General features: G+C 47.3%; 23 protein-coding genes, 1 tRNA gene, 1 pseudogene and 1 riboswitch. Of the genes and pseudogenes, 14 read left to right on the top strand and 11 right to left on the bottom strand.

Annotated elements, in window-relative coordinates; translation table 11 throughout:
- Positions 1-33 precede the first annotated feature (33 nt).
- From H1230_RS30485 to H1230_RS30470, 4 genes are all read left to right on the top strand, one after another.
- Positions 34-1,932, top strand: a complete 1,899-nt coding sequence (locus H1230_RS30485) for a cache domain-containing sensor histidine kinase (protein ID WP_239713504.1) — start codon at positions 34-36, stop codon at positions 1,930-1,932.
- Complete coding sequence (locus H1230_RS30480) at positions 1,929-3,506, top strand: response regulator (RefSeq protein ID WP_239713502.1); 1,578 nt, start codon at positions 1,929-1,931, stop codon at positions 3,504-3,506. Before H1230_RS30485 ends, H1230_RS30480 begins: the two co-directional genes overlap by 4 nt.
- Before the next feature lie 105 nt (positions 3,507-3,611).
- A complete protein-coding gene (locus tag H1230_RS30475; protein WP_239713501.1) occupies positions 3,612-4,415 on the top strand; it encodes an AAC(3) family N-acetyltransferase in 804 nt (267 codons plus the stop codon).
- Positions 4,416-4,933: 518 nt separating this feature from the next.
- Positions 4,934-5,971: a DUF1835 domain-containing protein gene (locus H1230_RS30470; protein WP_239713500.1), complete on the top strand. Its 1,038-nt coding sequence runs from the start codon at positions 4,934-4,936 to the stop codon at positions 5,969-5,971.
- Positions 5,972-6,009: 38 nt separating this feature from the next.
- On the opposite strand, the gene H1230_RS30465 is transcribed toward H1230_RS30470, so the two are convergent.
- The 4 genes and pseudogenes from H1230_RS30465 to serS form a co-directional block, all read right to left on the bottom strand.
- On the bottom strand, positions 6,010-7,281 hold the full coding sequence (locus tag H1230_RS30465) for an MFS transporter (protein ID WP_239713499.1): 1,272 nt from the start codon (positions 7,279-7,281) through the stop codon (positions 6,010-6,012).
- 17 nt (positions 7,282-7,298) lie between these two features.
- Complete coding sequence (locus H1230_RS30460; RefSeq protein WP_239713498.1) at positions 7,299-8,204, bottom strand: ArsR/SmtB family transcription factor; 906 nt, start codon at positions 8,202-8,204, stop codon at positions 7,299-7,301.
- Positions 8,205-8,497: 293 nt separating this feature from the next.
- Positions 8,498-8,713 (bottom strand): annotated as a pseudogene (locus H1230_RS30455) (zinc-binding alcohol dehydrogenase family protein); the annotation flags it as partial.
- Between the two features lie 186 nt (positions 8,714-8,899).
- On the bottom strand, positions 8,900-10,183 hold the full coding sequence (gene serS, locus H1230_RS30450; RefSeq protein WP_239713497.1) for a serine--tRNA ligase: 1,284 nt from the start codon (positions 10,181-10,183) through the stop codon (positions 8,900-8,902).
- Positions 10,184-10,614: 431 nt separating this feature from the next.
- Between serS and ssuE the strand changes: the two genes are divergently transcribed.
- On the top strand, positions 10,615-11,178 hold the full coding sequence (ssuE, locus tag H1230_RS30445; RefSeq protein WP_239713496.1) for an NADPH-dependent FMN reductase: 564 nt from the start codon (positions 10,615-10,617) through the stop codon (positions 11,176-11,178).
- A gap of 244 nt (positions 11,179-11,422) precedes the next feature.
- On the opposite strand, the gene H1230_RS30440 is transcribed toward ssuE, so the two are convergent.
- From H1230_RS30440 to H1230_RS30425, 4 genes are all read right to left on the bottom strand, one after another.
- The gene (locus H1230_RS30440; RefSeq protein WP_239713495.1) at positions 11,423-12,454 is read right to left on the bottom strand and encodes a ribonucleotide-diphosphate reductase subunit beta; all 1,032 of its coding nucleotides are present in this window, start codon (positions 12,452-12,454) and stop codon (positions 11,423-11,425) included.
- 233 nt (positions 12,455-12,687) lie between these two features.
- Positions 12,688-15,021 carry a ribonucleoside-diphosphate reductase subunit alpha gene (locus H1230_RS30435; RefSeq protein WP_239713494.1) on the bottom strand — a complete coding sequence of 778 codons (2,334 nt, stop codon included), beginning with the start codon at positions 15,019-15,021 and terminating at the stop codon, positions 12,688-12,690.
- Between the two features lie 55 nt (positions 15,022-15,076).
- Positions 15,077-15,592 carry an anaerobic ribonucleoside-triphosphate reductase activating protein gene (nrdG, locus tag H1230_RS30430; RefSeq protein WP_239713493.1) on the bottom strand — a complete coding sequence of 172 codons (516 nt, stop codon included), beginning with the start codon at positions 15,590-15,592 and terminating at the stop codon, positions 15,077-15,079.
- Positions 15,589-17,574: an anaerobic ribonucleoside triphosphate reductase gene (locus H1230_RS30425; protein ID WP_239713491.1), complete on the bottom strand. Its 1,986-nt coding sequence runs from the start codon at positions 17,572-17,574 to the stop codon at positions 15,589-15,591. Before H1230_RS30425 ends, nrdG begins: the two co-directional genes overlap by 4 nt.
- Positions 17,575-17,761: 187 nt before the next feature.
- A riboswitch (cobalamin riboswitch) is annotated at positions 17,762-17,993 on the bottom strand.
- A 618-nt stretch (positions 17,994-18,611) separates the two neighbouring features.
- Between H1230_RS30425 and H1230_RS30420 the strand changes: the two genes are divergently transcribed.
- From H1230_RS30420 to H1230_RS30410, 3 genes are all read left to right on the top strand, one after another.
- The gene (locus H1230_RS30420; RefSeq protein WP_239713490.1) at positions 18,612-18,920 is read left to right on the top strand and encodes an MTH1187 family thiamine-binding protein; all 309 of its coding nucleotides are present in this window, start codon (positions 18,612-18,614) and stop codon (positions 18,918-18,920) included.
- Positions 18,921-18,984: 64 nt separating this feature from the next.
- Positions 18,985-19,758 (top strand): sugar phosphate isomerase/epimerase family protein, encoded by a 774-nt coding sequence (locus tag H1230_RS30415; RefSeq protein WP_239713489.1) that lies wholly within the window; start codon positions 18,985-18,987, stop codon positions 19,756-19,758.
- A gap of 106 nt (positions 19,759-19,864) precedes the next feature.
- Positions 19,865-19,936, top strand: a tRNA-Thr gene (locus tag H1230_RS30410).
- Between the two features lie 94 nt (positions 19,937-20,030).
- Here the strand turns inward: H1230_RS30410 and H1230_RS30405 are convergent.
- From H1230_RS30405 to H1230_RS30395, 3 genes are all read right to left on the bottom strand, one after another.
- On the bottom strand, positions 20,031-21,206 hold the full coding sequence (locus H1230_RS30405; protein WP_239713488.1) for a site-specific integrase: 1,176 nt from the start codon (positions 21,204-21,206) through the stop codon (positions 20,031-20,033).
- Positions 21,207-21,230: 24 nt separating this feature from the next.
- Complete coding sequence (locus H1230_RS30400; protein ID WP_239713487.1) at positions 21,231-22,082, bottom strand: ImmA/IrrE family metallo-endopeptidase; 852 nt, start codon at positions 22,080-22,082, stop codon at positions 21,231-21,233.
- Between the two features lie 200 nt (positions 22,083-22,282).
- Positions 22,283-22,627 carry a helix-turn-helix domain-containing protein gene (locus H1230_RS30395; protein WP_239713485.1) on the bottom strand — a complete coding sequence of 115 codons (345 nt, stop codon included), beginning with the start codon at positions 22,625-22,627 and terminating at the stop codon, positions 22,283-22,285.
- Positions 22,628-22,791: 164 nt separating this feature from the next.
- Here H1230_RS30395 and H1230_RS30390 point away from each other — a divergent pair, with 164 nt between their 5' ends.
- The 6 genes from H1230_RS30390 to H1230_RS30365 all read left to right on the top strand — a co-directional run bounded on the left by H1230_RS30390 (position 22,792) and on the right by H1230_RS30365 (position 25,073).
- A complete protein-coding gene (locus tag H1230_RS30390) occupies positions 22,792-22,983 on the top strand; it encodes a helix-turn-helix domain-containing protein (RefSeq protein ID WP_239713484.1) in 192 nt (63 codons plus the stop codon).
- Between the two features lie 57 nt (positions 22,984-23,040).
- Entirely contained in the window at positions 23,041-23,247 is a 207-nt protein-coding gene (locus H1230_RS30385; protein WP_239713483.1) for a hypothetical protein, read from the top strand.
- A gap of 596 nt (positions 23,248-23,843) precedes the next feature.
- Complete coding sequence (locus tag H1230_RS30380; RefSeq protein ID WP_239713482.1) at positions 23,844-24,239, top strand: hypothetical protein; 396 nt, start codon at positions 23,844-23,846, stop codon at positions 24,237-24,239.
- Positions 24,236-24,481, top strand: a complete 246-nt coding sequence (locus H1230_RS30375; RefSeq protein WP_239713481.1) for a hypothetical protein — start codon at positions 24,236-24,238, stop codon at positions 24,479-24,481. The genes H1230_RS30380 and H1230_RS30375 overlap by 4 nt, the downstream gene beginning before the upstream one ends.
- 132 nt (positions 24,482-24,613) lie before the next feature.
- Positions 24,614-24,817, top strand: coding sequence for a hypothetical protein (locus tag H1230_RS30370; protein WP_239713480.1), 204 nt, complete (start codon positions 24,614-24,616; stop codon positions 24,815-24,817).
- A 58-nt stretch (positions 24,818-24,875) separates the two neighbouring features.
- Positions 24,876-25,073 carry a hypothetical protein gene (locus H1230_RS30365; protein ID WP_239713479.1) on the top strand — a complete coding sequence of 66 codons (198 nt, stop codon included), beginning with the start codon at positions 24,876-24,878 and terminating at the stop codon, positions 25,071-25,073.
- The last annotated feature ends 54 nt before the right edge of the window (positions 25,074-25,127 follow it).

Raw genomic sequence — 25,127 nt, 5'->3', positions numbered from 1 at the left:
AAAGATGTATAACAGTGAGGTGAATCTTACAGCGTGGAATCAGGCAAGCGTACAGCAGCTTTATGGGATTCATTCACTTATTGGTGGGGGCGCCGTTCATTACAGAGTCGCTTGGTCGCCGCTTATATATTCATTATTTTGGGACCCTGTTTAATGGTGTCCATTTATTCGTATAGGGCTATCAATAATACCTACGTCCGCGATGCCACTGACAAGAACAGCTATCTGCTGCAGATGGAGAAGCTGCATATCAATAATCAGATTGAAGCAATGGAACGGGCTGCACAAATGGCTTTTGATGACAAGCAAGTGAATGAGTATCTAGCAAATACGGAGGAGCCGGATTTAGGGGAGTTGCTTGAGTTTAATAACAATGTATTTGTTAATATTACACGTATTCAATATAACAATCCGAACATTGAACATTTGCGCTTGTATTCAAATAGTAATGTCCTTGAAATTGGACCGATTATCTTCCGGGAAAGCCGTGTCGCCTTCGAGCCCTGGTACCAAAAGGCACTGAAGCTGAAAGGCCAGGAATCATGGTCCTTTCTGAATAGTGATCGCGATCTGCTGGAGCGTTACTTTGGTCAAACACCGAAGTTAGTGCCGAAGGTCTCGCTGCTGCGTGAAATGAGTGTTCCAAAGAATAACCACATCGGGATGGTTCAAGTCGATATGCTGCTGGAGAAATTTACGCCCAAGACCTATACCAAAGTGCAGGACAGCCAATCTCAAATGTTTCTAGTTGATGAGGAAATGCAGCTGTTTACGCGCCCGGACCACTCTTTTCTGCAGGCGAACGGGAAAATGGCCAGTGCGATTACAGAGCGCCTGCAGTCCTACAAGAAGTCAGGAAATTGGGATATCAATTATACGGAGAACGGGAAATCATTCCTGCTTATTTACACGCCACTGGAGCGAATTAATGCTTATTTGCTCAATGTTGTATCCATGGAAGGCGTGATGAAGGACATTTCGCATACGCGCAATCTGATTGTTGGAGTGAATATCGGGTTTATTATATTAGTTACCGCGATTGCCTATATTCTGAATGCCTATATTCTTAAGAACTTACGTCTCTTGACGGAAACGATGAAAAAGGTGCGCAGAGGCGAGGCCTACACTGGAATCACTGTTCGGGGTGGAGGGGAAGTCGGCGAGCTGGCGCATCATTTCTCCAAGCTGATGAATACCATCAATACGCTGATTGCTCAGGCTGTATACAAGCAAGCCTTGTCGAAAGAGGCGGAGCTACGTACACTGCACAATCAAATTGATGCGCATTTTCTGTATAATACACTGGAAAATATTAAGATGTTAGCTGAAATGGAGGACCAGCGGACCATCTCAGATGCACTTACCTCACTCGGCGGGATGATGCGTTATAATTTCAAATGGTCGGGTGAGTATGTAAAGCTGCGAGATGAAATTCGCCATATTGAAAATTATATTGAAGTGATGAACATTCGTTTCGAGCACCCCATTGTGCTGATGCTGAATATTGAGCAATCCTATGTTGAGCTGGAGGTGCTGAAAATGTCGCTACAGCCCATAGTTGAGAATAGTGTGAAGCACGCCTGGTACGGAGAACAAGCAGAAGCGGAGAATCGAACCATCCAAATTGATGTTTCGGAAGGGGATGGTGATATTTTTATAGCGATACGTGATAATGGCAGCGGACTTACACCGGAACGGCTATTGGCTTTGCACGAAGCTCTGTATGCCAAAGAGGAAGTGAGTGAGGGCGCTTCCGAGCCGGGAGGCCACACGCGCAGAGCGGGAGGAATTGGGCTGCGAAATGTACATCAACGTCTGCAGCTGTTCTATGGAGAAGAATATGGACTTGAGGTACAGAGTGCTGTAGGGAGGGGAACGATAGTGTTCATGACCTTGCCAAAAGTTCTTTTGACGGGAGACAAACAACTATGATGAGGCTGCTGATTATAGATGACGAGAAGAATATCCGCAATGGCCTAAAGACAATGATAGAGCGGGAATACCCAGACCAATATGTTATCGAAACGGCGGGTAATGGTGCAGAAGCACTTGAGCTGTACAGGAAGGAACGGGCGGATATAATGATTACCGATATCCGTATGCCGGTGATGGATGGGATTACACTTTTGGCACAGATATCCGCGGAGACTGGAGCTGGAAAAGGGCCAGCCGTTGTAATTCTAAGTGGGTATGATGATTTCGAATATGCTAAAAGTGCGATACGCTATCGCGTTAAGGAATATCTGTTAAAGCCTATTCGGCGTGATGAGCTGTTTGGAATACTGACGCGCATTAACGAGGAATGGCATGAAGAAGAGCACAGTGCCCGTAAGCTCGAGCAGGAAACAGAAAATTTTCGCAGGGAGTTACGTGCGATACGGTTGCGGGGTCTGTTAATGCAAGGAGATGTGCAGTTGGATCGTGAAGCACAGGAGGAACTGTGTAGCTTGGCAGTGCCTTTTACGGTGGGCGTGTTGGATTACCACTACAACGACGGTACGCGAATGAAACCGGGTGAAGTGCAGGGAGTGGTTGAACGGTTGATAGGGCCGCTTGAAAAGACATTCACCGAGATCTTAACCGACTGGGAAGGGAAGTTGGTACTGATCGGGAGTGGCAAACAGTGCTTTGAGGATCTGTCGAAGCAGGCGGAAACCCGGGAGCTAAAGGGACTGTTAATAGGAATCAGCAGGGAAGGCCGGTCGTATTCTGACATTCGTCTCTGCTACAAAGAAGCCTGCCGGGCGCTGCAATATACCTTTCTATATCCGCAAGCGAATGTTATAGATTTCTCGAATATCAGCGAAGGACGAGTGAATCCCTTGGCTCCGGAGGAGGAATTGCGTAAACTGCTTAATATGCTGGGCACGGACCGGGAGAAGGAAATGAAAGGACTGCTGATGGTTATTTTTCAGACTGAGCAGCTCAAGCAATTGGATTTGTCCTACCTGGAGATGGTGGGCCGGAAAATCAATGAGCGGGTGCTTGATGAAGTGTTCCGCGTTCATGGAGAAGCGTCTGTAGAGGTACTGAAGCTGTATCGGATGGTTGGCAACATGTACAATTTCCGCCATTTTCACGACTATTATCGTTCACTAGAGCATTTACTTACCAGTGTGAACGACTATATCATACGTCTCAGATCTGCTCACACGGAGCATGCTGATATGAATGAAGCGCTAAAATATATAGAAGCGAACTTTTCCCGTTCGATTAATATGGCTATGGTCAGTAATCATGTCTCTCTGAATTATTCCTATTTCAGTGAAGCATTCAAGGCTTATACGGGGGAGAACTTTGTCTTGTATCTAAAAAAGGTCCGCATCAGCCATGCCAAAACGCTATTGTCTGAAAGCCTCAGCAAGCTGGAGGAGGTCTCTGCGGCAGTCGGCTTTGAGAGCAGTAAGCACTTTGCCCGTGTATTTAAGGAGCTAGAGGGTATATCCCCCGGTGAATATAGAGCGAAGGCCTTGCTGGGTAGATATTCTCTCCAAGAGGATAAATGAGTATTCTGTACTCCTAGATCCCGCTTCTCTAGTAATGAGTCCAATCTCTCCATGTTATATAATAGCACTAGGATTTACAGAAAAATAGGCTGGAGGAATGTAAGGATGGAAGAGGTTCAAGGGAAATTAATCACAGTGCAAACATTAGCAGAAGATTTCCGGCGACTTGGAGTACAAGCGGGGATGACGCTTTTGGTGCATTCTTCCTTCAAATCATTGGGTGAATGGGTGGCAGGCGGACCTGTCGCTGTTATTCTTGCCCTTGAAGAGGTATTGGGTGAAGAGGGGACATTAGTTATGCCGACCCACTCCGGGGATCTGTCTGATCCGGCAGGCTGGAGTAATCCTCCGGTACCCCAAGAGTGGTGGCAGAGTATTCGTGAGCAGATGCCTGTCTATGATCCGGACTTGACACTTTTGAGAGGAATGGGCGTTATTCCGGACTGTTTTCGTAAGCAAAAAGGCGTGCAACGCAGCAGCCATCCGCTCAGTTCCTTTGCGGCTTGGGGCAAATATAGGGATGAGATTATCAATGGTCATGGACTTGATCACTCCCTCGGTGAAGACTCACCGCTGGCTCGTATCTATGAGCTGGATGGAAGGATTCTGCTGCTCGGGGTAGGTAATCTTAACAATACTTCGCTGCATCTGGCGGAATGCCGGGCTTCTTTTGCAGGGAAGAAGGAAGGGGTTGCCGGAGCGCCGATGATGCTCGAAGGGAGCAGACAGTGGGTAGAGTTCAAGGAGCAGGAGTGGGATTCCGATGATTTCGTGCAGCTTGCAGAGCAGTTTCAAGGGGAGACAGGATTAATTACATACGGACATATAGCTGCTGCCCCGACCCAGTTGATACCGCAGCGGGAGATTGTGGACTATGCGGTAGGCTGGATGGAGCGGAACAGAGAATAGATCTCAACTAAGTCAGGATGGAATTCCTAAATGATAAGGCCGGAATGGATAAACATCAGGGGGACTGTTGCTTACGTGCCTGTTAAGCACAGTCTTGTTTGGTCATAAGACTGTCCCACAAAAATAATTGTACTATGTACACTTAAAATATCGCTTTTGTCGAGAACGGACGCTTTAACTGCATTCTCTACACTTATATTTATTGGCGAAGGCCTGAAACGGAATTTTGTCAGGATTTAGTTGCACGAAATACAGCTAAACTCACCTTATTGGTATTTCCCCAGAATAAGTGTACAGAGTGCAGTTAAGTCTATTCCTACTTTCAAATGGTACTTGTTTAGTTAAAGGGGAACGGTACCACAGCGAAATAGGGATCGATACACAGCGATAACGACTTTTGTAATCTTTCCCTGAAAATATTACATCCTAAGCATAAGACAGACAGCAGTTGGAAGCACACTCCTAACTCGAGGTTAGAAGTTTCTACAATGTATGGATCTTAATGGAGGTGGGGAATATTGGGGGAGTTCCAAGAGCAACTGAAGGAGTTTCAGGAATGGGAAATCAAGGTGCTTCTTAATGAAATTTTGAATATGACTGAACATACTATTTCCAAAGAAAACGACACAGAGAGTATACTTGCAGATGGAATTATGAAGTTGTATGACAACTATTTGGAAGTAGCACGCAAACGTCGGATTGAAGCCGAAGAACTTCAAAGTGGTATCCATATTGTGTTCAGTCTGTCCAATGCAGGTTCCTTGAAAGTAACACTTAGTGAGATCGGCATGCGACAAGAGAATAAAGTTCTGGCGTTTAACGACCTATTTTCAATCGGGCCCATTATGCATTTGGAGAAGGCGGAAGGACAGCAACGCAGATTGCAATGGCTGATGGAACGGTTTTCTGATCATAAATTCGATAGCTTTATTAACCAGCAGCATCAAATCGGGAGCATGATAGAAACGATTGCGAAGATTTCGGAACGAAAGTCCGTTACCATCTGGTGCGGTGATAACGCCCATGACCAGATGGGCCTGCGTTTTGTACTGTATCTTCTGAAGGAACGGAAGCAGCCGGTTAGTGTTGTGAATGTATCGAAGGTCTGTTTGGAAATCCCGACGTACACGCAAGAGAAATTAACGGCTTATGCGCAGAGTATGATTGAAAAAGACATTTATAGAGAGATTGTAAAAAGATGCCATGATGTTATGCCTTTGGATGCTGATCAGAGGCAGTGTTATGAATCGGAATGGTTAGAGATATCAAGTCAGGGGCATATGCTGCGTTTATGGCAGGATGAAGAGATCAAGGGCCGAGAAGAGAATGAACTGGACGGTATCATCTTAGCAGCGGTAACTAAACTCCAAGAGGAAGAGGCCCAAGATGGGTTTATCAAGGCAGGGAGTGTAGTGAGCGCTGTAATTGAGAACTCACATCAACTTGTCGGGTACCCATTTATTGAGTACAGGATTTGGACTTTAATCAGTGATGGTATTCTGACATTCAAAGGGCTGCCAAGCACAATGAATCAGTATTCAGTTCGGATTCTGTGATATCAAATTTCTCCTAAGAGAAACAAATAAGTGATGGCTTAAACGGAGACATCACCTATTCGTGCAGGCATACCGCTGTTTAGCCGATTCCTGGCTTCCAAGGAGGAAAGATCGCCATTCAACTCTCTCAGACTGGGAAGAAACAGGGCTACTCCTGAGCAAACAACGGGCAGGAGGCCCATGACCACAAACAGAACCGGTACACTGTAGAGCTGGGCTATCGCTCCGCCTACAAAAGCACCGATAGGCTGTAGACCACCACCGATCAGAAAACGGATCGAGTTGACACGTCCCTGCAGATTTCCGGGAACGAGCCTTCCATGCAATGAAGAGCTTAGTGAACCGAAGAAGGGTGAGGCGACTCCGGCAGCAAATAGTGCAATTAGCACAAGCGGGAAGCTCGGGATCAGTCCCAGCAGTGCATTGAAGAGACCGATTGCCGCAAGACTGCATAACATAGCGGTCCGTCTCCGCTTGATTTCGCCCACCCAAGAAATAACGCCGAGTCCAACTAAAGCGCCAAATGCAGAGGCTGTCGTTAAAGTTCCCATAGCCACGGCATCCCGGTGCAACACCTCTCGGACATAAGGAACCATCATCGTCCACATCGCAACAGAGCTCATATTACTAATGGACACCATTCCCATAATAGCTAACATCGCCGGGAATTGCTTATAGAAGGAGAAGCCTTCGCCGATTTCCCGCACGTAAGCAGCTATAGAGAAGGTGGCCTGAACATTGGAAGGCTTCTGAGTTTTCGGTAAGCGCAGCAGGGTGGCGATGGCAATTGTGTAACAGACAGCATTGATGCCGAGCGCAGGCAGTGCTCCGCTAGCAGCTGTCATAGCGCCAGCTAAAGCGGGACCCAGCAGGGCGGCAGCATTCTTGCAGCCGTCGATGATGGCAAAAGCACGGATCAGCTTCTGACCGTCAGCAACACCGGGAATTACGGCCATTGCCGTTGGCATGAACAAGGCCGAACAGGCTCCACTTAGTGCTGCGGCGAGGAATAAATGCCACAGCTGCAAGTGCCCAGTGAGACCCATGATCAGTGGAAGCGCCAAGGCCAGCAGGCGTACTGCGGCCAGGCAGGCCATAAGGCGACCGCGGTTTAACCGGTCGGACAGCGGTGAACCGAGCAGGCGCAGGAGTAGCTCGGGGATACCAGAGCTGAGAGCTAGTGTCCCCATTGCGAGCTTGGAGCCGGTTAGATCATAAACCAGCCATTCCATGGCAAGCAGGCCAAAAGCATCCCCGAAGGAGCTCAGAGAAATCGTAACCAGCAGACTATAATATCCCCGTTTCAGCACAAAATTCCTCTCCTTATTTAACTCTTCAGATAAGATCCAATCCGATGAGGAAGTCCATCCAGCGCCTCTAGCCGCAGGCTGTATTCTGTACTTTTGCCTTTAGAATGCACGATCACAAGCCCAGCTGCACGCAGCGCGATAAGATGGTAATGAATCGTGCTTTTGGATATCCCCACGTTTCTTACGATCTCCGTAAAGTTCATTTGCTTTCCCGTGAGCAAACGAAGAATGTACAGACGCGTCTCATCTGAAAGAGCCCGTGTAAGCCGCAGCAGACTAGGAGCGGGACGTCCCGCTTCTGGTGGGAGGACATCGCAGGAGTAGCTGGTAAACACAAATTCATCATATTGTGAAGTCGTAACCAAGGGACGGGCATGATATTGAGGGATAATAATGACTTGCTTTAGGTGGTCAGTAGGGTAAAGCCGCATGCCCTCGGTCGCCTGCTCGTAGACTTCCATATCATTGGTATCATTCAGTACAGACCGTCTGAACTCGGCTTCCCGATGAAGGCCTGTGAGAATTGCGGAATTAATATCTTTGAAATAGCGCGCGTCCCATTCCCGCAGGACTTCCGATGCCAGGTTTCGCAGATCAGTAAGATTTGTTGGAACGGATTGTACAAAACGGGCGGCGATCTCATACAACTGACCGGAGGATAAAGTGTCTAGCCAATCTAGAAATCCGCTAACGGAACGCTCCTCTGTGCAGATCCAGATATATGGGAATAGGTTGAAGTCATCGAGTATCTTCCCGGCTTCCCGCAGTTTTTGAAGTCCAGCAGGTGGGAATTTATCCTGAACCTCCCGGACCCAGAGCTTGCCCGCATCCATGGCATTATGGTTCTGTTTGCTTAGAAATAAGGTCAGGCTGGTCACACATTCATAAATGGGGGCGAAATCTACTTCCACTTTATAATTCATCTTGGGGTCACCTTTCTTTTTCAGTGGTACAATTTGTTCTATACTTATAGAACTTATTTATAATTCGATTATAATAGAACAATTCTCATTAATCAACATAAATCATTCTGAAGGCTGTAAAAGAAATAACCGGCATCGATGCGGAGGCTCTAGGCTTCCGTAACGAATACCGGTTATATTCCACTCCAATGGATATATCTATTTCTGAAAAGATCAGAATTTTTCCACAACAACCTTGCCTACCGTACGGCCGGATTCAAGCAGAGCATGCGCCTTACGCAGGGTAACTGCGTTGATTCCGGACGTGAAGCCGTACCGATAACCGTTAGCCCGGCATATTTAGCCAATTGGATGGCAATTGAACCTACACCTCTGGCAGCACCGATAATCAAAATTTCTTTATTGGCGTTCTCCGAGATGTTCAGAGAAATCCCCAGACGTTCAAACAGCGCCTCCCAAGCGGTTATAGCGGTTAGCGGTAACGCTGCTGCGCGTGCAAAGTCCAGTGTGAATTTTTCCTGAAAAATGCCTTGAATTAGTCAAAATACGACGCTAATCTAGCGAATTGCCGTACTTTTAGCTTATAGGTTCATAGAACATTGAAGGATGATTAACAAGAAAAAAGACGGCTAATTAGCCGTCCTAGCCACGCGTATATTAGAATGATTTGGGGTGAGTAGAGGTGGTTTCAGTTGTTATTTCGGAAGCTCTAGCCGTTCTTTGCCATCCATATATTTGCGCAAAGCCTGGGGAATATAGAGGGTGCCATCCTCCAACTGATGATTCTCCAGCAGCGGGATCAGAATCCTTGGTGTAGCCACTGCGGTATTATTCAGGGTGTGGCAGTATTGCAGCCGCCCGTCGGCATCGCGGTAACGAATGTTCGAACGGCGGGCTTGAAAGTCCAGCAGGTTCGAGGCCGAATGAGTCTCCCCGTACGCCCCTCTGCTCGGCATCCAGGTTTCGATATCGTATTGCTTATGTGTCTTTAGCGACATGTCTCCACTACAGACGGCCACGACTCGGTAAGGTAGCTCCAGCAGTTGCAAAATATGCTCGGCGTTGGCCAGAATTTCCTGCAGGATATTCTCCGACACTGACGTATCATTTCGGCATAAGACCACCTGCTCGATCTTCGAGAACTGATGTACACGGTACAATCCGCGGACATCCCGTCCCGCTGAGCCAACTTCACGGCGGAAGCAAGCCGACATCCCGGCCAGCCGCAGTGGTTCTTCGAGTTCGACGATCTCATCGCTATACAGCGAGACCAGCGAAACCTCCGACGTTCCGGCCAGCCAGCGGTTCTCCCCATTCAGCTCATAGGTCTGGTCCATCCCTCCAGGGAAAAAACCTGTCCGCACCAGCGATTCTGGGCGGACGATCACCGGTACATCCATCACGCTGAAACCGCGTGCTGCCAGTACATCCAACGCCAGCCGCTGCACGGCGAGGTGCAGGTAAAGGCCGGCTCCCTTGAGGACATAGCTGCGGGGGCCACCTGCCTTGACGCCGCGCGGAATATCGATGATATCGTGCAGCTCGCCCAAGGTTACATGGTCGCGCGGCGCGAAGCCAAATTCCGGGACTGCTCCTTGCTGCCGCAGCTCCACATTCTCGCTATCATCGCGGCCGATGGGGGTATCCGGCGATATCGGATTAGGCGCCAGCAGCAGCAGCTCGGCAACTCGGCTGTCCGCCGCGGCCAGATGAACCTCCAGTATGTCTAAACGGCGGTTAATCTCCCGCACCTGTTCTTTCGCGGCCTCGCCCGCTGTAGCCTCACCCTGCCGCAGGTACAATTCAACCTCTTTGGTCAGCCCATTCCGCGCAGCTCTGTGTTCTTCCGTTTCCTGGCGCAGCTTCCGCCGTTTGTCATCCCATTCCAGCAGCTCATCCAGCGGGAAATCCACCTGTTTCCACTTCGCCGTCTTTCTAACGATTTCCTCATTGTCCCTGATCCAGTTCATGTCCAGCATCCGCGTTTCGCTCCTTTTGTCTTAAAAAAATGCAAAAAACGCCCTCATCCATGGGACGAGGAGCGTCAGCTCGCGGTGCCACCCAGGTTGACCGATTTCGCATAAACTACGCATGAAATCGATCCTCTTTGGTCATCGCTATAACGGGCGAAACCCGGTAAACTTAGGGAGCAGCTGCTCCGGTCGCAGACGCCTCACGGTTGGATGCCGTTCATTGGCTTGATCGGGATGTAATATTGTTGCTTAGTATAGCGCAAGAAAGTGGCAAGTGCAAGGGGCAGGCGCACGATAATCATAAGCACCCACTAACCTTTATCAGCAAAGGTTAGTTTGACAATAATGAGCTTCTTTTGTTAGGATTATAACTAATTTAAAGTATTTTAGTCGGAATTAACAGCGTTGACTGTTAACCGGACGGAAGAGGTGTAGAAGTGGCCAAAATTGTAGTCATTAACGGAACGCCATCCCTGGTGTCACGCATCAATGCAGTCATCGAATATGCGGAGGCCAGCTTAAGACAGCGCGGCTTTGAGGTAGAGCGCATTAATGTCGCAGAGCTGCCAGCAGAGGATTTAATTCATACCAAGTTTGAGAGCGAGTCGATCGTCAAAGCAAATGGTCTTGTGGCCGAAGCAGATGCGGTAATCGTGGTCAGCCCCGTTTATAAAGCGTCCTATACAGGTGTGCTGAAGACCTTCCTCGATCTGGTGCCGCAAAAAGGACTGGCCGGCAAAATCGTGCTTCCTCTCTTCATGGGCGGCAGCTTAGCTCATCTTCTCTCCATTGATTACGCGCTGAAGCCGGTGTTGTCCGTGCTGGGCGCGCGTCATATTTTGAGCGGCGTATATGCAGTGGATTCACAGGCTGTCCGGAACGATCAAGGTGAAGTCGAGCTAGTGGAAGAATTGAAGCTGCGTCTGAACGAGGTGCTGGAAGAGCTTGCTGAAGAAACCAACCATAAGGTGGCGCGTAAGGTGCAGGCTAAGCAACTCTGAATCCGTAATCTGCGATAATGGATAGAGTGTGGGGTTCTCAAACCATTCTAATGTATTTTGTACAACAGAATTCAGCGTTATGTCTTTTTGCGAGAAAATAGAACTATTCTATTGTACTTTTTGCAGTCAAATTGTTAATCCACGCTTTCTCATCCGACAGCACGACAGCAAAAAGAGGTCATTCCCACGCTAAGCGTAGAGAATGGCCTCTTTTTTTGAACAGGTTATGAGATTAGTCCAGCTCTTACAAATCGTCGAACCCGTTATCTTCGCCCACCTTACCGTAGTTGCGGGACTTGGCTTCGAAGAAGTCGGTTTTGGTGGAGTTCAGCGCATCGTCCGAGAAAGGCTTGATCCACGGCATGCAATTGACGTCCACACCGGTATAAGCTTTTTCCATACCCATCAGCGTCAGGCGTTTGTTCGCCGTATATTTGATGTAGTCGCTGAGCTCGTTCATATCAATGCCGCGCACATTGGTGAGCGTATAGTGGCCCCAGTTGGTTTCCAGTTCGACCGCACGGTCGATAGTCCGGTAGACATAATCCATGTTCTCTTTAGTGTTCAGTTCCGGGCAATCGACAAGCAACTGCTTGAATACCTCGGCAAAAAAGTAGCAATGCTGGTTCTCGTCACGCTGAATATAAGAGATCATCTGGCTGGTGGACATCATTTTTTGGTCACGGGCCAGATTATAGAAGAAGGCAAAGGTGCTGTAGAAAAAGATTCCCTCCAGAATAAGATCAGCCACCAGCGCATGGAAAAAGGTCTGTCGGGTCGGATTGTCACGGAACTCCTGATAAATATCGGAGATGAACTGATTGCGCTCCAAGAGCACCGGATCTTTTTTCCAATATTCAAAAATCTCCTTCTGCTCGCTATCCGATACGATCGAGGACAGGACATAGGAATAGGATTGGTTATGCACCACTTCCTGCTGCCCAATGATGGCTGAGATAGCTTCCAGGGAAGAGTCGGTAAAATAACGCTTCACATCGCCGACGAACATCGTCTGCATCGAATCCAGTACAGCTAACAGTGAGATATTAATCTTGAACACGCGTTGCTCTTCCGCATCCAGCAGCGGAAACTGCTGGGCATCCTTGGACATCGGAATCTCATCCGCGATCCAGTGGTTCAGCAGCAGCACCTTGTACAGCTTATACATATGCGGCATGCGGATATCATTCCAGTTCAATATCCCTGAGCATTCGCCGTCGATGATGCGTGTACTTTGGTTGGGTGCTTCGGTATTAAATATTTTTTGCAGTTGCATTTCTGCTCACTCCTTATATTCTTGCGCGGTTGATTTGTGTATTTTCTTTAAAATATAGAGCTGGAGTCACGGAGGGGAAGTTTGGAGCTGTAGGAGCGTAGCGATCGCCTTTGTCTCCGGATTTTTACCGCTAATAGCGGCTTAAATCAGAAAATCTGGAGACAACAGCGACCGAAAGCCCAAACATTCCTCGCAGTGACGGCCAAAGCGCCGGATTTTAAAGTTGGAACAGTTTAGCTAGCGCAAGAATCACACTCTTCTATCGTCAAAGCCCGACTCCGCACATAATAAGTGGATTTCAAGCCGCCCTTCCAAGCATTCAGATGCAGCTCCAAGAACTCGGTAGCCTTAATGTCGGGACGCACATAAATGTTGAAACTTTGTCCTTGATCGACGTGGCGCTGACGCGCCGAGGCCATGCGGATCGACCAGTTCTGGTCAATCATAAACGCTGTTTTGTAGTACCAGATCGTCTTCTCAGACAGATCCGGTGCAGGGTTGGCGATCTTGTAGGTTGTTTTCTCCTCGTAGGAGAGCAGCTCATACAGCGGATCGATGCTGGCGGTGGAGCCAGCAATGATTGAAGTGGAGCCATTGGGAGCAATGGCGAACAGCCAAGCGTTGCGAACGCCGTCTGTGGCTACTTCCTGCTGCAGCTCCCGCCATTGTTCAGTAGTTACATACTTGCCTTCCTGTTCGCCGCTAATGTAGCCACGTGAAGTGAAGTAGGCCCCCGTTTCCCAATCGGAACCAGCGAACTTCGCATAACGGCCCTTCTCACGGGCCAGCTCCATGCTCGAACGGACCAGCAGATAGTTGATATGCTCATACAGATGATTGTTATATTCGACGGCTTCTTCAGATTCCCAGCGTATACCCTTCAGGGCCAGCAGATGATGCAGGCCAAAGGTGCCGAGACCGACAGCACGGTATTGACTGTTCGTATATTGCGCCTGCAGCACTTCAATATTGTTAATGTCGATGACGTTGTCGAGCATGCGGACTTGAATCGGCACCAGTCTTTCCAGCACTCCAGCCGGAATCGCCCGGGCCAAATGGATGGAATTCAGGTTGCAGACGACAAAGTCACCAGGGATCTTGGAGATGACGATCCGGGTCTGGCCGTCTTTGGTGACAAGCTCTTCACTTTCGATGACTGTAGCTGACTGATTCTGCATAATTTCTGTACACAGGTTGGAGGAGAAGACCATACCCTGATTGCGGTTCGGATTGGCACGGTTGACGGTATCCCGGTAGAACATATACGGCGTACCGGTCTCCAGCTGCGATTTCATAATCCGTTTCATGATATCGATGGCCGGGACAGTGATACGGGATAACTCCAGATTAGCGGTAGCTTCGGCATATTTATCGCGGAAGGCCCCTTGACCTAGTTTTTCATCGTAGAAATCCTCAAGTCCCAGCGGACGGCCATTCTCATCGGTCCAGCCCATAACCTTCTTCACTTCATGTGGGCAAAAAAGATTCCAGTGCGCACGGGATTCGACAGCTTCCATGAATAGATCAGGCAGACAAACGCCGTGGAACACGTCATGCGCGCGCATCCGCTCGTCGCCGTTATTCAGCTTGAGATCAAGAAAGGCGAGAATATCTTTGTGGAACACATCCAGATAGACCGCTACCGCGCCTTTACGCGTACCGAGCTGGTCCACGCTGACAGCAGTATTGTTCAGCTGGCGAATCCAGGGGATGACGCCGGAGCTGGTATTCTTATGACCGCGGATGTCGGAGCCGCGCGCCCGTATTTTGCCGAGATAGACGCCGATGCCTCCGCCCATTTTGCTGAGACGGGCAACGTCTGTGTTGGAGTCAAAGATACCCTCCAGCGAGTCATCCACCGTGTCGATGAAGCAGCTGGACAGCTGTCCGGCGACCTTTTTACCGGCATTGGACATGGTTGGCGTAGCTGCGGTCATATAGATGTTGCTCATCGCCCAGTAGGCTTCTTTTACCAGATCCATACGTTTCTCTACCGGCTCGCGGTGCATCAGGTACATGGCGATAATCATATAACGTTCCTGCGGAAGCTCCATCACGCGTCCTTCAAAATCATGCGCCAAATAACGGTCAGACAACGTAAGCAGTCCGATATAATCGAACAGCAGGTCGCGTGTATAGTCGATAGAGCTGCCCAATTCAGCAATCTGCTCTTTGGTATAGTGGGAAAGTAATTCTTCGCGGTAAATCCCTTTTTTGACGAGATCGGTAATTAGCGGGTACAGCTCACCATAAGGCTCCTCTGGATAGGCTTTATAGCGCCGGTTGACGGCTGCTTTCTTATAAAGGGTAGTTAGGAGGGAACGCGCAGCGACGAACTTCCAGTCTGGCTCTTCTTTCGTTACCAGCTCTAGCGCACTCATCGTAAAAGCACTGCTGATGTCTTCGCCACTGACTTCTTCACGACGCAATTTCGACTGCACACCGCGCAGCAGCGTTTCTCTGCTTAGGTGATCGAGACCGGACAAGACCCGGTCGGCGTATACGGAAAGGCGGATCTCATCAAAAGCCAGTTGGCGGTTATCGGGTTTCACTACGAGCTGTGGCATAGGTAGTTCATCCTTTCTGATTTGGACTTAATTATGAATATCAAAAATTGATCTATTAGAGCGCAGACGGCTGCCAAAGAATGACCTCCGAACCAGTTATGCTGGCCGGAACGTCAATAATGCGTTGGTTGGTGCTTCCCCGGTAGGGCAGAGTAGTATCCTTCAGTTCTTCGACGAAGCGTCCATCAATCAGCACCTGACACTGCAGGAGCAGCGTCCACTCCGGTGAATCGGGCAGGGCAGTAATTTCTTCGTACGTATAGCCGCTGTAAATCCAGATCGGGAAAGCTGGCAGTGTGGCGCGGAGTCTATGAATGAACTCCACGGCCTCCATCGCTGAAAAGAAAGGGTCGCCGCCCGCCAATGTTAAGCCATCGAGCAAAGGGTTCGCGGCGATCTCCGCAATAATCTCATTTTGACGCGCTAGAGTGAAGACTTCACCGTAGTTGAAATTCCATGTCTCCGGATTGAAGCAGCCGGGGCAACGGTGGCGGCAGCCGCTGAGGAAGAGGACGGCCCGCAGGCCTTCTCCCTCGTTAATCGACTCTGGATAATAGCCGCAAATGTTCATAGATGCTTAACTCTGTCGCGCACCTCAGCTTGCTTGGCGGCATTAAAGCGGGTCTGATAATCCCCAGTTAAATATCCGGTAACCCGGCGTAGACGGCGGATATGTACCGCGCTCTCATGCACACCGCAGGAAGGGCAGTTGGTGCCGATAACACCTTCGTAGCCGCAGCCAGAGCAGCGGTCGATCGGGTGGTTAATGCTGAAATAGCTGACTTGCTGCTCCAGCGCATATTTAATGATTTTGATAAAAGCAGCCGGGTTGCTGCGGGCATTTCCGTTTAATTCGACATAAGAAATAGCACCTGCATTGCAGTACTCATGAAAAGGAGCTTCCAGGCTGATCTTCTGAGCAGCCGCCAGTGTGTAATATACAGGGATGTGGAACGAGTTCGTATAATATTCGCGGTCGGTTACACCAGTAATAGTACCGAGTACCTTACGATCAACTTTAGTGAATTTACCGGACAAACCTTCGGCTGGTGTAGCGAACAGGGTGATATTGAGGTTCAGTTCTTCGCTCTTCCGGTCGCAGAATTCCCGCATATGACGCACGACAGCCAGCGCTTTGGCATGGACTTCCATGTCCTCACCGTGGTGTTTGCCGTACATGGCTTTCATGGATTCCGCCATGCCGATGAAGCCGAGTGAAAGACTACCGTGCTTCAATAGATCACCTACGGTGTCATCGGGAGCAAGCAGCTCGCCGCCTTCCCAGACGCCTTCACGCATCATAAAGTCGGAAGCTTTCGCCATTTGTGCGGCCTGGATACGGTAACGGTGGAGAAGACCTTCCAGTGCAATCTCCATATAATGATTCAGATCGTCGTAGAAACCAGCTTCGTCAGCCACGGTACGGCGATTTGTGGCTATGCCATATTCTAATCCGAGTCGAACCAGATTTAATGTATTAAAGGACAAATTGCCTTTGCCGGAGCAGCGGTTGCGGCCGAAGCGGTCACCGAGCACCCGGGTGCGGCAGCCCATCGTAGCAAATTCAGTATCCGGATTGCTTGGATCGTAATATTGCATGTTGAGAGGAGCGTCCAGATTAGCAAAGTTAGGATAGAGTCTGCGGGCTGAGCATTCCGCTGCTTTGAGAAACAGTTCATAGTTGGGCTCGCCCTGCTGCTGATTAACGCCTTGCTTGCATTTGAAGATTTGGATTGGGAATACAGGTGTTTCACCGCTGCCCAGTCCGTTCATGGTTGCGGTCAGCAAAGAGCTGATCACAAGCTGACCTTCAAGTGAAGTACAGGTGCCGTAGTTAATGCTGGTGAACGGAATTTGCCCGCCAGAGCGGCTGGACATCGTATTCAGGTTATGGATCATGCTCTCGGCCGCCTGAAGGGTTTCGCTTTCCGTTTCCTTCAGCGCATAGCGGAAGGCTCTTGGATACAGCTCGGCCAGATCGGTCCGACTCATGGCAATTTCACCAAGATGCTCACCGGCTTGTCCTTCTTCGAAGTAGCCGAGACCCTTGCGGAATAGCTTGGCGAAGGTTTTGGTTACATAAGGAGCCAGATCGTAATCCAGTTTATTGGCGGATACACCACCGTATTGGGCATTTTGCTGGGATTGAAAAATAATAGCTACCAATGACATAGCCGTCATAATGGAGTTCGGAGGGCGGACGCTGCCGTTGCCGGTATTGAAGCCTTCACGCAGAAGCCGCTCAAACGGGATGAAAATGCAGTTGGTCGTTCCAATGGCGTATTGATCCAGATCGTGCACATATACGACATTCTCTTCAATCGCCTGTACCAATTGTGGTGGCATAGTGAAGTTGCGGGCATACCACTTGGAATATTCACTGCCGAACTTGCTCATTTTACCGGAGAAGCTCTCCCCGTTCAAATTGGCATTCTCACGCAGCATATCCAAATCCGAGCTGTCGATGATGTCACGTCCTAAATGAATAACTTCCTCCAAAAGAACCTCCTGTGCATGTTGCGCACCGCCTAGCCGTTTCTCCAACAGCGTCATTATATTGCTCTCTCCCCTCGGTATATAAGAAAAACTTTCTGACATTATAAAAAGGCATCTCCTGCCGAGGATGGCAGAAAATGCCCGGATGCGTAGCGTAAATATCCTCACAAAGGATATTTGCAGTGGTCTTCATTATGTAGGCCGCATGCGGACACCATTCCTGTTCCTCGCAGGTATAGATCGTTGGTGTCGATAGAAACAGGCAGATTTCCTGGCTTCCGGCGTACCTTCCGGCGCCTTCCCGAGGGGTGTTGTCCCTTAGTGGCGAATGCCGGTAGAAGCTGTCCCAGAGGCTTGCTAAACCTCCGAAGAACAATCCGGTTACAGTGGCGGGACCGCAGCGGATTCTCACCGCACTTCCCTATTAAGCTCTGATTCTCATCAAGGATCAGAGCACCTGTTTCACTATATTTTGTTGTCGTTTGATAAAGATAACCCAATATATAGTGTTTGTAAACAATTTTTTAGGAAACCCGCGCCGCAAGCGACTTCATCTCCAGTACTCCACAATTGATCCACAGGCTGTCCACAGGTCATCCACAATTGATCCACAAGAACCGCTGAAATGATTCATAAATTGTCCGAAAATATGGCACAAAGAGTCCATAATTGCAGTGCGCCTGGCACTGGATATCTCAAAGAGTGAAATATACAGGGCTCAACACTATAATTCAGTTCTTGACCATAACCTAAGTAGTTAAAAGACGTATGGAGCCACTTCTAACGAATGTAACAGAGGTCAGCAATGTTGGATAAAATCCAACAAGCTATAGAAATTTGTGAGAGTCAATTGCAGTAGAAGAGGAGGGGCGGGATAGCTGTCACGTAATTTGTGAGTGAGCCTAGGAGTTGTTACAATAGAGGTAGTAGTTCACATGCTCCATAAAACTATGCGTATGCTTTCGAAGCTAGTTTTGTACGAAGCAGTTCTGAAGGTTAAGCTCACAAAACTAAGCGTATGCTTTCGAAGCTAGTTTTATTGCGAAGTTAATCAGAGTGGCAAATGCTCCATAAAACTTGTGGGAGGTTATCTAATGGCTATTGCTGAAGTAACCGTTATTCCGATTGGAACTGGCAGTACCAGTCTTAGCAGCTATGTTGCCGATATGCAGCGTGTATTGCAGACGATAGAAGGTATTACGTATGAGCTTACATCTATGGGTACGATTATCGAGGGACCGCTTCCGCGTATTCTGGCAGCGGTAGAAGCGCTGCACGAGTCACCCTTCACTGCCGGTGCGCAGCGTGTTTCCACCTCACTCAAGATTGACGACCGCCGTGATAAGACTTCGACAAGCCGCGGAAAGCTGGAATCCGTGGAGCGCAAGCTGCTGGAGAACTAGTATTCTATCACAGTCTAAAAGTGAAGAAATTCAGACTTTTTTAACAATAGAGGAGTGGTCTTGCGTGGCTAAAAAAGTGCAACAGGTAGGTATTCAGATGTACACTCTGCGGGACGAAGCCGAAAAGGACTTTCTAGGCACCTTGCGTAAGGTGGCAGCTATGGGCTACGAAGCGGTCGAATTTGCCGGATATTTTGGTGTGTCAGCTAAGGAATTACGCGAAACCCTTGATGAGATTGGACTGGCTGCGCCTTCTGCACATGTGGGTCTGGACTTCAGCAGTCTGGACAACATGCAATCCGCATTATCCAAGGAAATCGAATATGCCCAAGAGGTCGGACTTCAATATATCATCACTCCAGGCTCTCCTGTGCCAGAGAATCCTACCCTTGACGATGTGACTGCGCTGATTCCTTTTTTTGAGAAGGCTTCTGAACTGGTTCGGGCGGCAGGAATGAAATATGGCTATCATAACCATGACTTTGAATTTAAAAAGGTAAACGGTCAAGCCATTATCGACCTGTGGTTGGAACGTATTCCAGCGGAGCATATGATAGCAGAATTCGATTTGGGCTGGGTGCAGGTGGGCGGAGCCAGTCCGGCTGAGTACGTCTCCCGTTACGCAGGCCGCGTACCGCTGGTCCATATTAAAGATTTCGGAGCCGATCATAAGGAAACCGATCTGGGACTGGGCACAGTCGATTTTAACAGCATCTTCGAAATTGCCGATCAAGCCGGAATTCTTTATTATCTGGTAGAGCAGGAAACATATGCTTCCTCTTCACTAGAGAGCGCCAAGGAGTCACTGGACTTTTTCCGTAAACGTAACCTGCTCTAAGACGGATATTGAATGTTTATAGTAATTCTTATCTTTTGAAATAGGGTTGTGTTTTCTGTTGAACGCAGTATAATTAGCTTGTTTGACAGAAAAACACCTTGTTCAAGCTGGTGTGGCTCAGGGGTAGAGCAACGCACTCGTAATGCGTAGGTCGGGGGTTCAATTCCCTTCACCAGCATCTTTAAGAACTCAATCGTGGCGCGGCTTTTCGGGATTTCGGAGGCCGCGCCACTTTTGTTGAAAATGCTGATTTTCTAACATTCTTCTAACCTTTACTCAAGTAAAGTGGTTGTTTCAGTTTCTTCCTGCACTTCGTGGCGGCCTCCTAAGATGGAGTCACCAATGCCCCGAAGGACCGCCTCCTGCAGATTTGGCAGTACATGAGAGTAAGTATCCAAGGTAACATTGATAGAGGAGTGCCCAAGTCTCTCCTGGACGATCTTGGGATGAACACCGGCCTTTAGGAGCAAGGTTGCGTGAGTATGCCGGAGATCATGGAATCGGATGTTTGGGAATGATGGATATCCCTCAGAAATCTGCTTGAGTATCCGATAATAATGCCGCATTAAGAGGCGTGGTCCTAATGGTGTACCGATACTGGTCTGGATAACCAAGCCAGAATCCTTGTGAATTTCATTGTTTTCTAGCTCCTGCTCACGCGTATCTTTATGACGGGTCAATAGACGCACTGTGCTTTCGAATAAGGCGATGGAGCGTATGCTACTGTCATTCTTTGTATCATCCATTTCATGGCCCTTCTCAGCCAGTGTGTAGGCCTGTCGAACGGATATGGTCTTGGTCTGTAGATCAGTATCTACCCATCGAAGAGCCAATATCTCACTTTGTCGCATGCCTGTGGAGGCTGCAAGTTCGAAAGCAACGAAATATTGATTATCAGTAGCGGCATCCAAAAATATCTTTAGTTGTTCTTCATTCCACACTTGAAACTTTGTCTTTTTCCCTTGAGGCAAGGCCACGGTAGATGCTACATTGTGTGGAATCTCTCCCCATGTTACCGCTCGGTTAAGTGCGTCCATGATCAGTACATGAGCCTTCTTGATCGATCCAACCGATAGAGTCTTAAGTAGTGTTTTATGATAAAAATCATGCAGATCCTGTGGCTTTAACTTCGCCATTTTCTTCTTTCCCAAATGAGGGATAATGTGTTTGTGAACAAGCCACTCGTAAGATTTCCATGTCCCATATTTCACTGATGTTTTTTTATCCTCTAGCCAGGTTTCCATAATCTCGCCAAAGGTTTTTTTCGACGGCTCTACATATGTCCCATTCTTCAGCTTTGAAAGAATATCTGGCATTGCATTTTCAGCATCTTTTTTTCGCTCATACCCGGAGAGCCATTTTTGATTTCGTTTTCCGCCGTTGTCATCCTTATCAAAATCTACAACGATATAATACTTCTTTCCTTTTTTTGCTATGTGCCCTCTCATAATAACCCCCTAAAAAATTGCGAACTAAAAATTAAGCGCATCATCCATAGCCTCCACTGGTAGATAGAGTCTGTTTGCTTCCTGACCATACCTTGTGGCGATTCTTTTCATATCTATCGTCATAGCTCGTTCATGGGCAATAGAAAGGTCTCCTGAATATACTACCGCACCGTCTCGAAGTGAGTATGAATATGGATCGACGCTTTTTATGGAATGATCGACTTCAATGTACAAAGGCTTCTCCCAGTCGAATCCTCCGCGTTGTTCTATGACAAGGGTGTGAGGGCGGGAGAGATCGTCTAGCCCATACATTCCTTTAATGACAGGATGCGTACTTACTAAGTATGAAGGGTTCGCTTTTCGAGATGCCGCAATATATGTACTGGTGGTGGATAGGTACTCAGTTCCGGAAATCCGTTCGCGAATTTGTCTTAAACGTCGCATAGCGTATGCTGGAGGGATATGGAATATGGACCCAATATAACCCGCTGCATGCTTTCCTGACTTAGGAAGAGACAACTTCTCCAGCATAAAGAAGGGGATAGAAGCGTACAAGCTGAATCGCTCAGCATCTGCTTCCTGCATTTGCTGGAAAAGATCCGGCATGTTGCGCTGATCACCTGAATGACGGACAATGTGACCTAACTCATGGAAGAAACTTCTTCGTTGTTTATCAGGTATGTCATTGCTGGAAAGAAAGATAATCCGTTGTTCGTTGTCTGAGAATGCTTGTGACTTTGTATTTGTGACTTCTACATTGAAAATAGCTGTAAGATTATCGATAGTCAAATCCCAAGAATTAAGTAGTTTATTTTCCACGTAAACATCCTCAATTGATTGCTCCAGTGGAGTCTTAAAGTATTTTGATAAATCCATTTCAATTCCCCCATAACAGGAACGTGTGTTCCGTTTTTAGTGTAAAAAGAAAAGCCACTAATGGCTTTTCTTTTTACACCATTAAACTGGCCTACAATTAACTTATATACATAATATAACATATCATAAAAATTCAATAAAAAGAATGTATGTTCTTATTTTTAGAAAAGAAAAATCCAGGTTTCCCTGGATATGTTTTTTTATTTGTTTTTCTCTGCTTCTCTAGATGCACGTTCTTTCATTTCCCGATACCGGCGTACTGCAGCTTCGGCTTCTTCAAGCTCATCCGCTGTCCATCCCTTTGGGCCGCCAAAAAAGGAAAGGTTGAATTCCTCTTTTTTTCGTATGGTAGTTCTACCTAATAAATAGTCCGTGTCACATTCGTACAAATCAGCAATCTGTGAAAGAGTCACAGTGTCAGGATCGCGGTAATCGCGCTCATAGTTAGAAAGCACAGTATTTGTGATTCCGATTTTCTCGGCTACATAAAGTTGAGACCAGCCTTTACGCTCCCGTTCTTTTTTTAATCGCTGTCCTAAACTCATAGATACACCACCAGTAGTTTAACTTAATAACTATGATATCTGTTTTTCACTTTACGTTAAACATATTACACAAGAAGTTGAAATAAGCGTTGACTTTCACTTTTAGTGAATATATAATCAGCCACATAGAGTTACACTTTACGTGGAATAAGGTGGTGGGGAAATTGGAGTTGCATAATAAAATTCGAGACATTAGGAAATCAAAAGGTGTTACTCAAACATTTGTTGCAAAGCATACAGGATTGACAATTTCGAATTATAATATGAAAGAAAATGGTAAAAGGCCCATTAGCACCGGTGAATTAGAGATAATTGCTGCTGTATTAAAGGAGCCAGTTGGAAATTTTTTTAATTAAAAAATACACGTAAAGTTGAATTCACTGCTAAAAAATGATTCAGAAGGAGGTCAAGACATGCAACAGGATAGCAAACCCTTTTCCGAGACGGATGTTATCACCGTTCCGGAACTGGCAACACGGTTGAAGGTTTCCAAATTCCAGGCATACGAAATGGTATCTATTCATGGGTGTCCGGTGTATGAACTGGGTGGTGAACGCCAAAAACGTATTATTTGGGGCGATTTCCTAAATTGGTTCAGATCACATTATGTACGGCAGTGATAACAATCTCCTCAGCACTACAATCATGCCCTACTTTTAACTATATCATACATGGATAAATATCAAATAGAAGGGAGAAGAAGAGTTGGGGATTTTTAATATGATAATGGATATTGAGATGTGTTATTACTCGTAGACAGTGAAATTAACAATTGAAGAAGGAACGGAATGAGTTATTATACGGCTCCGGTGAGTGACATTAAGTTAAAAAACTTTATTTGAACATTGAGCTCAAAAAGCTTGAACGCGCCTGTATGTAAAAAGTCACCAGCTATATAAGCTGAAGTCTTCGACGTATCCAGTTTGCCTAACTGCTGTATCTCCAGCAGTTAGGCAAATAATGAAAGAAGGATCTAAATGATAGTAAAGAGGTTATTTGAGAGTGATAGGGACCAGTACTTAAGCACCGTGGAATTTTGCCAGAGTATACCCCAATGCAGCTTAACGCAAAATTGCGTTCAGTCTAAACCATCAATGTATGAGGTCCTAATTCGACTTCAATTATAAGTGGGATGTATATGTATATCTTGCTGAGTTGCCTCCACTTCTTGAAGCAGAGCTTTGGAGTCATTAATAGAGGAACAGGAGTAGGGACCATGGGGAAGTTATATAGCATTGCTCAGCGGCTGGTGGAGAAGTCACAAGAGATCGATGTAATTAAGGATCAACGGCGTTCTTTGTTCTCAGAAGTAAAGGCCAATGAAGAGGAAATCATTCAACTGCATTACGAAATGGAGTTTAAACGGCTTGAATACATGTACTTGAAGCAAGAGCAAATCAAGGAACTGAAAAAGCATAAGGACGTTTACAACCCACAAGTCTATCAACAGCAACTCAAACGTCTGGAAGCCATCACAAATCGTTGTATTTCGTCCATACTCAAACGGCTTTTTGAAGGAGGTTACGGTCAGGAATTGAAAAAGCGTGGGCTTGTGAAGGAGTACATAACAGCAAGTCCAACTAATTTGCAACAAAGGTGTGATTCAAGGTGACTTTGTTTACGAATGACCCTTCATTTGGAGGGTGTCAGAAGAGTAAGGGGAATAAATTAGAGTTTGCCGAAGCGCTGTCCACCAGATATATGCAGCTTACCGCCTTGGCCGATGTTACAAAGTTTTTGACTGATGATCCAGAGCATCGAAAAGCGGTGGAAGATCTTCACCTTTTACGGACAATTATTCTAGATCTTCCGGAAGACATTCTGGACTTAGTGAAGCAGCGTGTTTCCTTGTAGGTGAGGTGGATAAGCTGCGGATTTATACTGAACGCAATTTTGCGTCCAGTTCGATGTAAGGATAGGAGCTCTGTGTGTAACCACTCAACGCAAAATTGCGCTAAGCCCAATGAAGAGAACGGGGATGGAGATGTGAAGTCCTTAGTAAACGATAAGCCACTAACCAAAAGTATGGTTGGTGAACGGATTTGGGCCATAAAGTCGGTTGATACAGAGGTATTTGAGCGAGAGCTTGAAGTGTATTTTGCACGGGGCTATCCAGGGTTTAGGGTGGTATCCCATGACTATCCCTATATCTTTTTGAGTGACGAAAGAGCTACAGATTCATTGAGATAGATCTAGCTAGCTTAAGCTAGTTTGATTTTTAATGCGGGACAAAAGGGGAGGCCTCTGAATGTCTCACAAATCAAAGGAGGAAGGCAATATGGAGCAATGGAGCAATAATGCTTGCCTTGGATATATCCGCGCGGCTCTGGAGCGTAAAGGCTGGTCTGAAGAGCGGATCAAAGAGGTTACAAATGCTGTATATTTCGAATTTGACTTTAAAACGATTCAGGAAGCGGCACGAATCTATGAAAGATCATTTGACTAAACAGCCTTTGATGGTAGGGATAGGCATTCGTACAGAAATATCATAAATCATCTA

Source organism: Paenibacillus sp. 19GGS1-52 (assembly GCF_022369515.1).
GTDB lineage: Bacteria > Bacillota > Bacilli > Paenibacillales > Paenibacillaceae > Paenibacillus_AQ.
Note: the sequence above shows the minus strand (reverse complement) of the source record. Positions and strands in the feature narration are given on the sequence as shown.

Coding starts and splice junctions, on each gene's coding strand:
- serS (WP_239713497.1), bottom strand. CDS start 10,183: ATGCTGGACATGAACTGGATCAGGGACAATGAGGAAATCGTTAGAAAG.
- H1230_RS30395 (WP_239713485.1), bottom strand. CDS start 22,627: ATGAGTTTAGGACAGCGATTAAAAAAAGAACGGGAGCGTAAAGGCTGG.
- H1230_RS30400 (WP_239713487.1), bottom strand. CDS start 22,082: ATGGATTTATCAAAATACTTTAAGACTCCACTGGAGCAATCAATTGAG.
- H1230_RS30440 (WP_239713495.1), bottom strand. CDS start 12,454: ATGCAACTGCAAAAAATATTTAATACCGAAGCACCCAACCAAAGTACA.
- H1230_RS30425 (WP_239713491.1), bottom strand. CDS start 17,574: ATGACGCTGTTGGAGAAACGGCTAGGCGGTGCGCAACATGCACAGGAG.
- H1230_RS30475 (WP_239713501.1), top strand. CDS start 3,612: ATGGAAGAGGTTCAAGGGAAATTAATCACAGTGCAAACATTAGCAGAA.
- H1230_RS30405 (WP_239713488.1), bottom strand. CDS start 21,206: ATGAGAGGGCACATAGCAAAAAAAGGAAAGAAGTATTATATCGTTGTA.
- H1230_RS30420 (WP_239713490.1), top strand. CDS start 18,612: ATGGCTATTGCTGAAGTAACCGTTATTCCGATTGGAACTGGCAGTACC.
- H1230_RS30380 (WP_239713482.1), top strand. CDS start 23,844: ATGGGGAAGTTATATAGCATTGCTCAGCGGCTGGTGGAGAAGTCACAA.
- nrdG (WP_239713493.1), bottom strand. CDS start 15,592: ATGAACATTTGCGGCTATTATCCAGAGTCGATTAACGAGGGAGAAGGC.
- H1230_RS30460 (WP_239713498.1), bottom strand. CDS start 8,204: ATGAATTATAAAGTGGAAGTAGATTTCGCCCCCATTTATGAATGTGTG.
- H1230_RS30385 (WP_239713483.1), top strand. CDS start 23,041: ATGCAACAGGATAGCAAACCCTTTTCCGAGACGGATGTTATCACCGTT.
- H1230_RS30435 (WP_239713494.1), bottom strand. CDS start 15,021: ATGCCACAGCTCGTAGTGAAACCCGATAACCGCCAACTGGCTTTTGAT.
- H1230_RS30480 (WP_239713502.1), top strand. CDS start 1,929: ATGATGAGGCTGCTGATTATAGATGACGAGAAGAATATCCGCAATGGC.
- H1230_RS30365 (WP_239713479.1), top strand. CDS start 24,876: ATGTCTCACAAATCAAAGGAGGAAGGCAATATGGAGCAATGGAGCAAT.